The following is a 13,504-nucleotide window of genomic DNA, read 5'->3' on the forward strand; positions in this document are numbered from 1 at the left end:
TTAACGCTGCTTATATCACTTGGTATGATTAGTCATTGGATTTGTTTTGTTTGGATTTGGCAGATTGAGGTCGACCCAAGGAGGAGGCATCCATGACGACGACTGCAATCGGTCATTATATCAATGGCGAGGTTTATGGTGGTGCGCGCACCAACACTCAGGACGTGTTCAACCCGGCGACGGGGGCTCTGACCGGTCAGGTTGATCTGGCCTCGGTTGGGGATGTGGACAAGGCGGTTGCGGCGGCCAAGGCGGCGTTTCCGGCGTGGTCGAACATGCCTCCGATCCGCCGCGCGCGGTTGATGAACAAGTTCCTGAACCTGCTGAACGAGCACAAGGACGAGCTGGCCCGCGCCATCACTGCCGAGCATGGCAAGGTCTTCACCGACGCCCGCGGCGAGGTTGAGCGCGGCATCGATATCGTCGAGTTCGCCTGCGGCATCCCGCAGCTGCTCAAGGGCGATTTCACCGATCAGGTTTCGACCGGCATCGACAACTGGACGCTGCGCCAGCCGTTGGGTGTGGTGGCGGGCGTGACCCCGTTCAACTTCCCGGTGATGGTGCCGATGTGGATGTTCCCGGTCGCCATCGCGGCAGGCAACACCTTTGTCCTGAAGCCTTCGCCGACCGATCCGACGCCGTCGCTGATGTATGCCGAACTGATGAAAGAGGCCGGCTTCCCCGATGGTGTCTTCAACGTGGTGCAGGGCGACAAGGTGGCCGTGGACGCGCTGCTGGAGCACCCCGACGTGCAGGCGATTTCCTTCGTCGGTTCGACCCCGATTGCGAATTACATCTACGAGACCGGCGCCCGTCACGGCAAGCGCGTGCAGGCGCTGGGTGGGGCCAAGAACCACATGCTGGTGATGCCCGATGCCGATCTGGACAAGGCCGTCGACGCGCTGATGGGCGCGGCTTATGGCTCGGCCGGCGAGCGCTGCATGGCGATCTCGGTGGCCACGCTGGTAGGCGACGTGGCCGACAAGATCGTGCCGATGATCGCGGAGCGTCTGAAAAGCCTCAAGGTCAAGAACGGGGTCGAGATGGATGCCGAGATGGGTCCGATCGTCACCAAGGCGGCGCATGAGCGGATCACCGGCTACATCGCCAAAGGCGTTGAAGAAGGCGCGACGCTGGTGTCCGATGGCCGTGGCTATACGGTTGAGGGTCATGAGGATGGCTATTGGATGGGCGGCACGCTGTTCGACAATGTCACCAAGGACATGACGATCTACAAAGAGGAAATCTTTGGCCCGGTTCTGTCCTGCATCCGCGTCGACAGCTTTGCCGAGGGTGTACAGCTGATCAACGACCACGAGTTCGGCAACGGCGTGAGCATCTTCACCCGTGACGGCAACGCCGCGCGCGAGTTCGGGCGTCAGATTCAGGTGGGCATGGTTGGTGTGAACGTGCCGATCCCAGTGCCGATGGCCTGGCACGGTTTTGGCGGCTGGAAGAAGAGCCTGTTCGGCGACACCCACGCCTACGGCGAAGAGGGCGTCCGCTTCTACACCAAGCAGAAGTCCATCATGCAACGCTGGCCTGAAAGCATCTCAAAAGGCGCTGAGTTCACTATGCCCGTCGCGCGCTGATTGTCTGGTTGGGAGGAGGAACCATGCAAAAACCCGAAGACGAAAAACTGGAAGGCGGTCCCCTGTCGGGGATCACCGTTCTTGACTTCTCGCGCGTGCTGGCGGGGCCTTATTGCACCATGGTGCTGGCCGATCTGGGGGCGCGGGTGATCAAGGTTGAAAAATTCGGGACAGGCGACGACACGCGCGCCTTTCCCCCCTTTATCGACGCTGAAAGCGCCTATTTCATGTGCTTCAACCGGGGCAAGGAAAGCATCGTTCTGGATGTGAAATCGCCCCGCGACCGTGAATTGCTGGAACGCCTGCTGGATACGTCCGATGTTCTGGTCGAAAACTTCCGCCCCGGCGTGATGGACCGCCTTGGCTATGGCGCAGAACGGCTGGCCAAGACGCATCCGCATCTGATCTATGCCTCGATCTCGGGCTTTGGCCATTCCGGTCCGATGACCGATCTGCCCGGCTATGACATGGTCGTGCAGGCCATGGGCGGCGTCATGAGCCTGACCGGCTGGCCCGGCGAGCGCCCGGCGCGCGTCGGCACCAGTTTTGGCGATCTGGGCGCGGCGTTGTTCGGCGTGATTGGCATCCTGTCGGCGCTGTATAAGCGTACCAAGAACGCACAAGGCGAGCGGGTCGATATTGGCATGCTGGACTGTCAGGCAGCGCTGATGGAAACCGCGCTGGCGCGGTATGATGTCGAAGGCGTCGTGCCCACGCGCACCGGCGACTGCCACCCCTCGCTGGCCCCGTTCGAGACGTTTCAGGCCAAGGATGAACGCTTTGTCATCGCCGCCGGGAACGACCAGCTGTTCCTGCTGATGGCCGATGCGCTGAACGCGCCCGATCTGGCGATGGATCCGGATTTTGCGTCCAACGATCTGCGGGTGCGCAACCGTCCCAAGATGGTTGAGGCGATCGAAGCCGTTACCACCAAAATGCCGATGGAACACTGGCTGGACGCGTTGAACGAGGCCGGTGTGCCCTGCGGCCCGGTCAACACCATCGACAAGCTGCTGGACCATCCGCAACTGCTGTCGCGCAACATGATCGTGCAGGTCGAGGGTAAGGGCAAAAAGCCGTTCCGCACCGCCGGCAACCCGATCAAGCTGTCGGCCTACAAGGATATGGACCCTAACCAGCCGCAGGTCGCGCCGGGGCTGAACCAGCACCGCGAGGCGATTCTGGCTGAAAAGATGGCGGATTTCGAATCCTACGATCAGAACGGCTCGGCCAAGGCCAAGCACAGCGATGAAGCGCCCGCCGAGGGCACTAACTGGACCGATTTTGGTCTCAAGAACTGAATCAGATTCCGGGAGAAAACTCATGACGACCAACAAGACCAAGGCCAAAGCCGCCGACACCGCCAAGAAAGCCGCACCCGCAGCCAAATCCGAGCGCATCGCACTGGAGGAGATCATTGTCGAGCGTCGCGAAAGTGTTGGCCTGATCACGCTGAACCGGCCCAAAAGCCTGAACGCGCTGAACCTGCAACTGGCCGCCGAGGTGATGCAGACCCTCAAGGAATTCGACGCCGATGACCGCATCGGTGCCGTGGTCATCACCGGCAGCCCCCGTGCCTTTGCTGCGGGTGCCGATATCGAGGAAATGGCGGAAAAGCATCTGGTAGACCTGCTGGCAAATGATATCTTTGCCGATTGGGATCAGATGCGGTTCATCAAGAAACCGGTTGTCGCGGCGGTCAGCGGCTTTGCGCTGGGTGGTGGGTTCGAACTGGCGCTGATGTGCGATTTCATCATCGCCAGCGAAGACGCGCAATTTGGTCTGCCCGAGATCAAACTGGGCATTTTGCCGGGAATCGGGGGGTCTCAGCGCCTGACCAAATCGATTGGCAAAGCCTTTGCGATGGACCTAATCCTGACCGGGCGGACAATTGGCGCAGCCGAAGCCAAGGAATCGGGCATCGTCGCCCGCGTGGTTCCTACCGAAGATCTGCTGCAAACTGCACTGGAGGCTGCACATCAGATCGCCGGTCTGAACGCTCCCGCCGTGGCTATGGCCAAAGAAGCAGTGAACAACGCGCTGGAGACCGGGCTGACCCCGGGCGTGCTGCATGAACGCCGCCTGTTCCAGGCAGCGTTCGCGACCGATGGCCAGAAAGAAGGCATGGCGGCGTTTATCGCCAAGCGGGCACCCGTATTCCGCAACCGCTGAGGCATGGCGAAACAAGCCATGTCACTGGTCAATGTTGAAAAACAAGGGCGTTCAGGCATCATCTGCCTGAACCGCCCCGAGGCGATGAACGCCCTGAATCTTGAGATGATCCATCAGATAGACGCGGCCCTGGACCAGTTCCAGGACGATCCGGCCGTGTTCTGCGTGGTTCTGACATCCTCCAGCGACCGGGCCTTTTGTGCCGGGGGCGACATGCGCCGGGTGCGCGAGCTGGTTCTCGCCGAGCAGCTGGACGAGGCCGAGCAGTTTTTTCGGGAGGAGTACGCCCTGATCGAACGGATCGCTGGGTTTCCCAAACCTTATATCTCGGTGATTGACGGGATTTGCATGGGCGGCGGTATGGGGTTGTCGGTGCACGGAGCCTACCGTATCGCGACCGAGCGTGCACTGTTTGCCATGCCGGAAACCGCAATCGGGTTCATTCCCGATGTGGGCGGCAGCTATTTCCTGTCACGTATGCCGCATCATTGCGGTGTCTGGATGGGCCTTACCGGGGCCTCGGTTCGTGGGTTTGATGCGCATGGACTTGGGATTTCGACCCATATGACGGCGACAGAATCCCTGCCTGCACTGATGAAGGCCCTGTGTCATTCAGACCACTCGATCGACGATATCCTGACTGATTTGTGCGTCACGAACGTAAATCAACCAAGTATATTGATGTTGTCCGATACGACCGGCTGTTTCAGTCCCACATCGCTAAGCACCATTGCCGAATGCCTTCAAAAACGCCTCAGCAAACGCAAAGAGGCGGCTCTGAAGGCGCTGCGAAAGGCGTCTCCGCGTAGCTTGCTGGAATCCCTGAACCTGTTGCGCAATGGAAAACATCTGACTTTATCCGAATGTCTGGAACAGGAATTCGAAGCTATGCGGATGGCCATACGCCACCCCGATCTGATCGAAGGTGTCCGCGCAGTGCTGGTCGACAAGGATCACAGCCCGAACTGGCATTCACAGAGTAACTAAAAGTACAGGTACCGCCCTTCTGACGACACGAGGGGCGGTGATGACCCAAGGTTCGAAAGAATTAAACTACATGATCGTGACGGACGGCTTGGCCGGATGTGCTTTGGCTGATCGTTTCTCGGAAAACCTTCAGAATAAGGTGTGCTGGTCAAGGTCGGGCAAGAATACCTGTATCTGAATGTAAATCCTCATCGGTTACTTGTGTTACATGAGTAATCCCCCGACCGATTGTGGCGTCAGGGCCCGGGACAGGATCGGTTGATCTCGCTCGCGCTGAACTAACCGCAGCACGGTTGGGACGATGTGCACCGAGCCGGCTACTTGTTGGATATGAAACACGGCGCGCGATTGAGTTTATGGGCTGTGACTATCCTGCGCATGGACCCGTGGCAGTGTCTGAATTTACAATGAGGCCAGAGCCTAAGAACAGCCGGAATAAGTGATGCTGCAAGTCTCAAACCTGATAAATTCCCATACCGAGTGGCTGACCGATCGGGTGATCCACTATGCGCATAAAAGGGACTATACTCAGTTCTCATCCACCCTGCGTGAAGCCTGGAGGATTTCGGTCATCGGGCTAAGTGAACCTCTGGTCGATTTGATTGAAACCGCTCATTCTAAAACGCTGCCTCATGAAGCTATGCTGGATCACGCTTCTGAGTTTGGGGTGCAACAGGGGCTCAAACATCGGGCGCGCGGGATAAACATAGTGGACTTCGTCGGGCTGATGAAGCTGTACCGAAACGCCTATTTGGACTTGGTGGTCGAAAAATCCAACCCGGACAATCAGCGTGAGGAACTACGCAACCTGATTTTGGAACTTTTTGATGCTATGGAAACCGGTCTGATCAAGACATGGCAAGCTACGAACAGTTCTGATCGGCTAGAGGAACTTCAGACGCTTAACCGATCGTTGAGTAACGAAAAGAACAAATACCTAACCGTATTCGAGAGTATAGCTGAGCCTGCGATCTTGCTGGACAGCGAGAACAAACCCACACATGTCAATGTCGCGGCCAATCGTCTTCTATTAGGTAAGATGCAATCCGGTGCCGGATACTACACCGAAATTCAGTCGGCGGCTTTGTCGCAGGTCGTTGCGAAATTGTTGAGCGCCCGTGGTCCGTCGCTGGAACCTGTTGTGCTTGATACCCCACACGGCACCCGCTCTTTCGATGTTGCTATCCAGGAAATGCTTGATGTCAGTGAGAAATTTGCAGGGCGCGTTATTATTCTTCAAGACATCACGGACTACCTGAAAGCCATAGATGCCGCGCGCGAGGCCGACCGCGCCAAGACCGTGTTTCTGAATACAATCAGCCATGAAATCCGAACTCCGATCAACAGTATTCTGGGCTTGACCCGCCTGTTGGAAGAAGACTTGGCTCCGGCTACCAACGACAAGCTACTCAGTATCCGGGCGTCGGGTACGGTTCTGGCCTCACTGATAGAAAATGTGCTGGGTCTGTCCAAGGCAGAAAACGGCGCATTGCAACGCGTGGATCAGGATTTCGATCTTGATGAACTTTGCAGTTCTATTGCGCAGATTGTTTGGTTGCATCAGCCTTCGGAGCAGTCGCAGTTCAAGCTGCGGATCGCGCCCGAAGTATCGCGACAATTGAACGGGGATATGCACAAGTTGCGGCAGGTTTTGTTGAACCTGTTGTCCAATGCGCGTAAATACGCGGGCGAGGGGGAGGTGGTTCTCAACGTCACGGCTGAAGGTTGCGGAGCACCTGACAGAACACGCCTGAAATTCAAAATTGTAGATTCCGGCCCCGGCGTTCCGGAAAGCGCCGTATCCGATCTTTTTGAGCCCTTTACGCAGATCGCGCAGGGCGACAATTTGGGGCTGAATACTGGGACCGGGTTGGGGCTGGCGATCAGCCACCGATTGGTGAGTTTTCTGGGCGGACGGTTGGAATATCTGCCGAATCCCACGGGCGGCAGTATCTGTGCATTTGCGATTGAAATGTGGGTGCTACCGGGAAAGATTTCCAGCCAACCCAGTGGCCGTAGGGTCCTTGTTGTCGAAGACGACCCCTTGAATGCCACTGTGATAGAGGGCTATCTGAGCGACCTAGGAAATCACGTAGTTACTGCCAACAGTTTCGCTCAGGCCAGAGACGTTCTGAAGGATCCGATTTTGATGTCGTAGTCACCGATTTTCAATTGGGCTCTCATACGGGGCTGGATGTGGCGCAGCATGTCAAGTCTGTCGGTGCGAATTACGGTCATAGCATTCCAGTAATCGTCGCAACTGCAGCTTTGCCGCAAGATGGGCTGAATATGCTGCGTAAATCGGGTATCAGCCGTTTTTTGGAGAAACCATTTACCAAGGCTGAACTTGGGGCTGCTTTATCCGGCGCTATTCCTGCTGATGACACTCAATCAGAAACTGCGTGGATTCAAAACGCGATTGCAGATGCAAATCTAAGGCAGCTCTTTGCCGATCTCGGTGTGCAGAGGGGGTGCGCGGTTGCGGACAGGTTTTTTGAAAGCTGTCCCGATTTGGTTTCCAAAATGAATGCTGCACTGATTGCGGGCGACTACTCAGGCATAGCTGAGTTAACCCACCAATTGACCGGAGCCGCAGGGTTTGTTGGTGCCACTCGGTTGGTTGCATTGGCCAAAGACCTGAACCAGCGCAGCAAACAAACCGACAATGCAACGTCCATCAAGCAAAAGCTGAACGAGGTCGAGACCGAAAGTCTGCGCGCAACCAAGGCGTTGCATGAGCTGGTGCAGGAATTGTCAAACGCCCCGAAAGCAGGGGCCTGACTGTATTATGGGTTTTGCGTCAGTCGAGCGCTGTCCTTCGCATGATGCTGCAGATAGGTGCGGATCAGAAACTGATCCTCTTTCGGCAACCCGGTTCGGGGCCCCATCACCTTAAGGTGGCTGGTCCACTGGTTCGCGGTGTAGTGATCGGGAATGCGGCGTTGATGACAGGCGGTGCAGCGCTTGGCGAACAGCGGCTCGGCGCGCGCCCAGATCTGGTTCAGATCGGATTGCAGCGCGGGGTCGTGTAGCCACCCGCGTAACTCGGTCCGGGTCCATGTCAGGCCAGTTTCCGGGTCATCCTGCGTGTCAGTCAGGATCAGATCGCCCACCGCCGATTTCGGTAAGGTGGCCGACAGCACACGAATGCCGGGGGCCGCATAGATCACGCGTTCGGCCCCGGCCTGGGTCCAGCCGGTGATGCGGACCTGTACCCAGTCGTCCTGACGGCTCAGAACGTGCAGCGGTGTCACGACAAAGACCCGACCGGGCTTGCTATCGGTTGAAGGGGTAAGGTGGATGGCGCCCATCTGATCCAGATACTGCAGATCGGGGTCGGCCTGTGCGGTTTCGGCCAAACCAAGAGCCGCGCAAAGAATAAGGAGTCGGTACAGATTAAACATTTCGGCACCTGAAAGGAAAAAGGCGCGCGCCCGAAAGCGCGCGCCAGTAGGGAGGTTAGGATCAGCCCTCTGCCGGGGCGTTAAAGACGTTCACCTCGGGCAGTTCGCCGGTGTATTTCTCGACTTCTGCCATGCCGGTGTGACCGCAGTTACCCTGCGCCAGGCTGGATGTACCGCGACCAACAGTCAGACAGTTGACGTCGCCATATGCGTCCAGCGAGCCCAGCTCACCGCCATTGACCGGATCGTACCAGCCGCCTTCGAAGATGCGGATCACGTTGGGGCGGATATCGTCCGAGACGATGGCCCCCACCAAAACCTGACCGCGATCGTTGAAGACACGCACGATATCCCCATCCGCGATGCCACGGGCGGCGGCGTCCTGCGTGTTGATCATGCAGGGCTCACGTCCGCCAACCACGTATTTCTCGCGGGTGACCGTGCCGCACAGTTGCGAGTGCAGACGGAATTGCGGGTGGGCCGAGTCAATGTGCAGTGGGTAAGGCGCGTTGCCACCCAGACGCTCTTCGGGTTCGTACCATGTCGGGTGCGGACCACAGTCGTTATAGCCCATCTTCTCGATATTACGTGAGAAGATCTCGATCTTACCAGTCGGCGTGCCCAGCGGCTCCAGCAGCGGATCGTCGCGGTAATCAGCATAGCGGACGAACTGTTTGGCGCTTTCGGGGATGTCAAAGACCACGACACCGGCGTCCCAGAACTCGTCAAAGCTGGGAACGTCAATGCCTTTACCCGGACCCTGTTTGGCGGCGTCTTCATAGAAGCCTTGGATCCAGCCCATCTCGTCCTTGCCTTCGGTGAAGGCATCACCAGCACCCAGACGAGTGGCAATCTCGGTGAAGATGTCAAAGTCGGTGCGGGATTCGAACACCGGATCGACGATCTTCTTCATGCCCAGGATCGCCTTGAGCGAGTAGTCCCCGATATGCTCGATATCGTTGCGCTCGTAGGATGTGGTGGCGGGCAGAACGATGTCGGCAAAGCGCGCGGTTGCGGTCCACTGGAAGTCCTGCACAACAACCGTTTCCAGTTTCTGCCAGGCTTCGACCATACGGTTCCGGTCCTGCTGGTGTGAGAACGGGTTGCCGCCGGTCCAGTAGACCATCTTCACTTCGGGGAAAGTGGTGCGGGTGCCGTTAAAGTCGAACTCTTCGCCCGGACGTTCCAGCATTTCGACAATCCGGCTGACCGGGATCGAGGCCGCGCCGGCCTGTGTCAGCCAGGCTGCGCCTTCGACCGCTGCGCCGCCATCCGAGATACCCGGCAGAACAACCGAGTCCGCCGACGGTGCGCCGCCGTTGGCATAGTGGTAGCTGAGGCCAAAGCCGCCGCCCGGCAGACCGATCTGACCCAGCATCGAGGCCAGAGTGACCAGCATCCAGTGCGACTGTTCGCCGTGGTGCTGACGCTGGATCGACCAGCCCGAACCCAGCATGGTGCGGTTGCTGGCGAACAGGGCAGCCAGTTCCTTGATCTGCTCGGCAGGGACTTCGCAGATTTCCGCAGCCCATTCCGGTGTCTTGGCAACGCCGTCGCTTTCGCCGGTCAGATAGGGCAGGAAGTCTTCAAAGCCTGCGGTGTATTCGTCCAGGAAGTCGGCGTCATGCAAGCCCTGCGCATACAGCTCATGCGCGATACCCAGCATCATGGCGACGTCGGTATGCGGACGGATCGGAATCCACTCGGCATCGAAGAACTTGGCTGTTTCCGTGCGGATCGGGTCGATGACGATGACCTTCTTGCCGGTTTTGCGGAACTCTTCGTAGTAGGGATAGGTGTCGTGGTCGGCTACGGTCCAGCCGATCTGGTTGGTTTTGACCGGGTCGGCGGCCCAGAAGACCAACACGTCCGTGCTTTCGATCAGCACAGGCCAGACGGTCTGCTGTTCGTACACTTCCAGCGTGCCCATCACGTGCGGCATGATGATCTGGCTGGCGCCGGTCGAATAGTCGCCCGAGCTGTTTACGAACTTGCCTTCCAGACCCACGTTCAGCGCACGGCGCAGCAGGTTCTGACAGTTATGCAGTTTGCCCGAGCTTTTCCAGCCATACGAGCCCGCATAAACGCCAGTCGGACCATAGGTGTCGCTGACGCGTTTGAGTTCATTGGTGACCAGTTCCAGCGCCTGACCCCAGCTGACGCGCACGAATTCTTCGTTGCCGCGGCCTTCGGGGTTCGCGCCTGCGCCACCTTCCAGATAGGCTTTGCGGACCATCGGGTATTTGATGCGCGAAGGCGAATAGACGCTGTCCATGACGCCTTCGAGCATTTCACTGGGATGGGGGTCTTGTTCCCAGGGGCGGATTTTGGTCCAGACGCCGTCTTCAACGGTGCCGTAGAACGCACCCCAGTGCGAGCCCGACAGGACCTCGCCCGAGGTTGCGGCATGGGCAGCACCTGCATGCAGCAATGCCGGAGCAAACGCGCTGAAGACACCCAGCGATGTGGCCCCTTTCAGCAGACTGCGACGTGACAGTTTGGTGGATGTATTAATGGACATTCTTCCCTCCATTACTTCGTCAAACGGGTCGAAAGGACTGGCCTTTCGGGTTTCTGATGCGGCCCCCCGTCTTGGGTGTAGGGGATCGCTGTGCGGTGTGGCTGATCCGACCTTCAGGTCGGATCACGCTGCGGTTTGGGCCGCCTGAGCGTTGTCCTGACCAAGCGCCAGAGCGGCGCGGGCGGTTTCCGCGATCAGGGCGGGGTCGCGCTGCTGCTCACAGCGATGCGCGAATTGGGGCAGCCAGGTCAGGACGTATCGGTCCAGGAACTCTGACGGTGTCAGTGGCAGGTCGTCCCCCTGATCGGCGCGGTCCAGCAACTCGGCCATGACCTGAAGCTGAACGGCCAGATGGTCGGGGGGTTCCTTCAGATCGGTGGGCAGACGCATGTCCAGCTCTTGCAGAAGGGCGGCCATGTCGCGGGCGGGTTGTTGAAACAGCCGGCCGCTGTCACTGAGGTAAATCGAGGCATAAGGCAGTGCCCCGTGCTTGCCGCCCATATCGAAGATCCGGCTGTAGGCACGGACGATCCGATCGTGCAGGGCGTCCAGGTCTTGTCCTTCTGCCATCTCGTCAGTGATCCACTGCACCAGAGGCTTCAGCGCGGGAAAGGTGGTGCATTCTGCCAGGAATCTCAGACCATCGTCGCTGCGATACGCCAGCAGTTCGGGCCGGGTCGGGGGACACAGCAGAAGCTGTGCCAACCACCGATAGGTTGCGCTGCGGGGCAGGGGTTCGGACCGATCAGCCATGGCTACCCGCTCCACCTGTGTCCTTGGCGTTCAGCTGGAGGTATTTCTGAAGAATACGGTATTCTTCCTTGTCCAGCGTGATGAACCGTTTCATCGCTTTCAAAGAGCCAATCCACTGGTTCGCCAACGAGTGTCCCGGATCAGGTTTCGAGTGGCAGGTGCCGCAGCTGGCGGAATACATCTCGGATGTATATGTCCACAGCTGGTCCACGTCCGAGATCAGATCCTTGTCAGCCACCCAGCCGTCCAGGCTGACCTTGTGCCATACCAGATCGGTATCCGGGTCGGTTTCGGTGCCATGGTTCTGAACCAGGTCAACCTTGGCCTTCTTCACCGTCGCCTCAAAGATCCGTTGACCGCGCAGAGCATAGACAACCTGTCCGACTCCATCCTGTTGCCAGCCTTCGACCTGAACATTCAGTGCGCCCTTGCTGCGATCTTTCACATGCATATGGGTTGCAGCCAGAACCTGACCGATGACGTTTTCACCTGCGGCCGCATCAGCAGCGGTTTCATAGAGCGGTACAGTTTTGATCGGGTACAGATCGTCACCGGATACACCATGGGCAGCTTCGGCTGTCAGGTCTTCGAATTTCTTCTTATACCCTTGCGACAGGTCGGGCAGTTTGTGCGCGATACCTTTGTGACAGTCGATACAGGTGTCACCCCGTTCGAACCCGGCCTGCATCAGCTCGGCCGCTTTGGGGCTTTGCAGTTTGAAGTCCATATGTTCGACCGCGTGACAGTTGCAGCATTCCAGCGAGTCGTTGGCCTCCATCGTAGCCCAGACGCTTTGCGCCATTTCGGCCCGGTGGGCTTCGAATTTTTCAGGTGTGTCGATAACGCCCGTTACAAAGTGGCCGTACAGTTCTTGCGATGCCTGAATTTTGCGGATCACCTTGGGAAACCACTTTTTCGGCACGTGGCAGTCAGAACAGACCGCACCCACGCCGGATGCGTTCATAAAGTGAGGGGATTCCTTGTATTCCTTATACACATTGTCCCGCATTTCGTGACACGAGATGCAGAACTCCATTTCGTTTGTGGCTTCCATCGCGGTGTTGAAACCGCCCCAAAAAACGACCCCGGCAATAAAGCCGCCGATCATGATGAAGCCAAAAGACAGGGCACCTGCAGGGCCCCAGAATTTTCGCCAGATTCGTCCAATCATCTGTTTCGCCTCCGATTATGCGGTCAGCATAGGCGGGGGCTGTAAACACGGTTTTTTGGGTCTTTGAACGGTTGGTAAAAGTATGTAAACGTCTTGTAAACGAGCGGAGCCAGACAACATGCAAGCCAAGCAAATCCTGATCGTCGAGGATGATCCAACCAGCCTTGAGGCGATGGCAGGATATTATGAAGTCGAAGGCTACCGAGTCGTCCGTGCCCACGACAGCGACGAAATGGAGCGCGAACTTAAGCGGCACGTGATTGATCTGGTTGTCCTGGATATTCGCCTGCCCGGAAAGGACGGGCTGACTCTTTTGCGTGAATTGCGGGCAGAATCGGATGTACCTGTAATTGTCGCCAGCGCGCGCGGCGAGGACGTGGACAGGATCGTCGCGTTGGAGATTGGTGCTGATGACTATTTGCACAAACCCGTCAACCTGCGCGAATTGTTGGTGCGGACAAAGAACATACTGCACAGGGTCGCAATGCCGGCCGTTCCTCATTCGGAACAGGATGAGGTGCTCGAGTTCAACGGGCTTACTCTTGATCGCGGCGCACGCACGTTGACAGCAACAAATGGAGAAGACGTTCACCTCACGCGAGGCGAGTTTGAACTGCTCAGCTATCTCGCCCAACGCCCCAAGCGCGTGCTGCAACGAGATCAGTTGCTGGACTGTCTATCAGGTCGCGACTGGCAACCCTTTGATCGCACCGTAGATGTGATAATTGGACGGCTGCGGAACAAAATTGAAGTGAACTCAAAAGCGCCCGAAATTCTGGTGACCGTTCACGGGGTAGGTTACGTGTTCATGGGGGCTTAGCCATTAGCCTACCGCGAAACGCGGAAAGGCGCCCGTTTGGGCGCCTTTTTGTGTTTCGTGTGCTTTGGATCAGTCGATCATGGG

General features: G+C 57.9%; 11 protein-coding genes. 7 read left to right on the forward strand and 4 right to left on the reverse strand.

The window, feature by feature from the left end:
• Positions 1–92 precede the first annotated feature (92 nt).
• The 6 genes from AC2FNR_RS01960 to AC2FNR_RS01985 all read left to right on the forward strand — a co-directional run bounded on the left by AC2FNR_RS01960 (position 93) and on the right by AC2FNR_RS01985 (position 7,532).
• Positions 93–1,592: a CoA-acylating methylmalonate-semialdehyde dehydrogenase gene (locus AC2FNR_RS01960; protein WP_496847783.1), complete on the forward strand. Its 1,500-nt coding sequence runs from the start codon at positions 93–95 to the stop codon at positions 1,590–1,592.
• Between the two features lie 23 nt (positions 1,593–1,615).
• Entirely contained in the window at positions 1,616–2,893 is a 1,278-nt protein-coding gene (locus tag AC2FNR_RS01965) for a CaiB/BaiF CoA transferase family protein (RefSeq protein ID WP_496847794.1), read from the forward strand.
• A gap of 97 nt (positions 2,894–2,990) precedes the next feature.
• Positions 2,991–3,764, forward strand: coding sequence for an enoyl-CoA hydratase-related protein (locus tag AC2FNR_RS01970; protein WP_496847801.1), 774 nt, complete (start codon positions 2,991–2,993; stop codon positions 3,762–3,764).
• Between the two features lie 18 nt (positions 3,765–3,782).
• The gene (locus AC2FNR_RS01975; protein ID WP_496847795.1) at positions 3,783–4,751 is read left to right on the forward strand and encodes an enoyl-CoA hydratase/isomerase family protein; all 969 of its coding nucleotides are present in this window, start codon (positions 3,783–3,785) and stop codon (positions 4,749–4,751) included.
• 442 nt (positions 4,752–5,193) lie between these two features.
• Entirely contained in the window at positions 5,194–6,909 is a 1,716-nt protein-coding gene (locus AC2FNR_RS01980) for an ATP-binding response regulator (RefSeq protein ID WP_496847796.1), read from the forward strand.
• Positions 6,910–6,923: 14 nt separating this feature from the next.
• Positions 6,924–7,532, forward strand: a complete 609-nt coding sequence (locus tag AC2FNR_RS01985) for an Hpt domain-containing protein (protein ID WP_496847797.1) — start codon at positions 6,924–6,926, stop codon at positions 7,530–7,532.
• 5 nt (positions 7,533–7,537) lie between these two features.
• Here the strand turns inward: AC2FNR_RS01985 and AC2FNR_RS01990 are convergent, their stop codons facing one another.
• From AC2FNR_RS01990 to AC2FNR_RS02005, 4 genes are all read right to left on the reverse strand, one after another.
• A complete protein-coding gene (locus AC2FNR_RS01990) occupies positions 7,538–8,155 on the reverse strand; it encodes a hypothetical protein (RefSeq protein WP_496847798.1) in 618 nt (205 codons plus the stop codon).
• A 61-nt stretch (positions 8,156–8,216) separates the two neighbouring features.
• Entirely contained in the window at positions 8,217–10,676 is a 2,460-nt protein-coding gene (torA, locus tag AC2FNR_RS01995; protein WP_496847799.1) for a trimethylamine-N-oxide reductase TorA, read from the reverse strand.
• 123 nt (positions 10,677–10,799) lie between these two features.
• Positions 10,800–11,429: a TorD/DmsD family molecular chaperone gene (locus AC2FNR_RS02000; RefSeq protein WP_170755877.1), complete on the reverse strand. Its 630-nt coding sequence runs from the start codon at positions 11,427–11,429 to the stop codon at positions 10,800–10,802.
• A complete protein-coding gene (locus tag AC2FNR_RS02005; protein ID WP_496847800.1) occupies positions 11,422–12,600 on the reverse strand; it encodes a NapC/NirT family cytochrome c in 1,179 nt (392 codons plus the stop codon). Before AC2FNR_RS02005 ends, AC2FNR_RS02000 begins: the two co-directional genes overlap by 8 nt.
• 118 nt (positions 12,601–12,718) lie before the next feature.
• Here AC2FNR_RS02005 and AC2FNR_RS02010 point away from each other — a divergent pair, with 118 nt between their 5' ends.
• Entirely contained in the window at positions 12,719–13,420 is a 702-nt protein-coding gene (locus AC2FNR_RS02010; protein ID WP_170755879.1) for a response regulator, read from the forward strand.
• Positions 13,421–13,504 lie beyond the last annotated feature (84 nt).

This window comes from Ruegeria sp. SATB045, assembly GCF_059613525.1.

Coding starts and splice junctions, on each gene's coding strand:
- torA (WP_496847799.1), bottom strand. CDS start 10,676: ATGTCCATTAATACATCCACCAAACTGTCACGTCGCAGTCTGCTGAAA.
- AC2FNR_RS02010 (WP_170755879.1), top strand. CDS start 12,719: ATGCAAGCCAAGCAAATCCTGATCGTCGAGGATGATCCAACCAGCCTT.
- AC2FNR_RS01960 (WP_496847783.1), top strand. CDS start 93: ATGACGACGACTGCAATCGGTCATTATATCAATGGCGAGGTTTATGGT.
- AC2FNR_RS01965 (WP_496847794.1), top strand. CDS start 1,616: ATGCAAAAACCCGAAGACGAAAAACTGGAAGGCGGTCCCCTGTCGGGG.
- AC2FNR_RS02005 (WP_496847800.1), bottom strand. CDS start 12,600: ATGATTGGACGAATCTGGCGAAAATTCTGGGGCCCTGCAGGTGCCCTG.
- AC2FNR_RS01990 (WP_496847798.1), bottom strand. CDS start 8,155: ATGTTTAATCTGTACCGACTCCTTATTCTTTGCGCGGCTCTTGGTTTG.
- AC2FNR_RS01980 (WP_496847796.1), top strand. CDS start 5,194: ATGCTGCAAGTCTCAAACCTGATAAATTCCCATACCGAGTGGCTGACC.
- AC2FNR_RS01975 (WP_496847795.1), top strand. CDS start 3,783: ATGTCACTGGTCAATGTTGAAAAACAAGGGCGTTCAGGCATCATCTGC.
- AC2FNR_RS02000 (WP_170755877.1), bottom strand. CDS start 11,429: ATGGCTGATCGGTCCGAACCCCTGCCCCGCAGCGCAACCTATCGGTGG.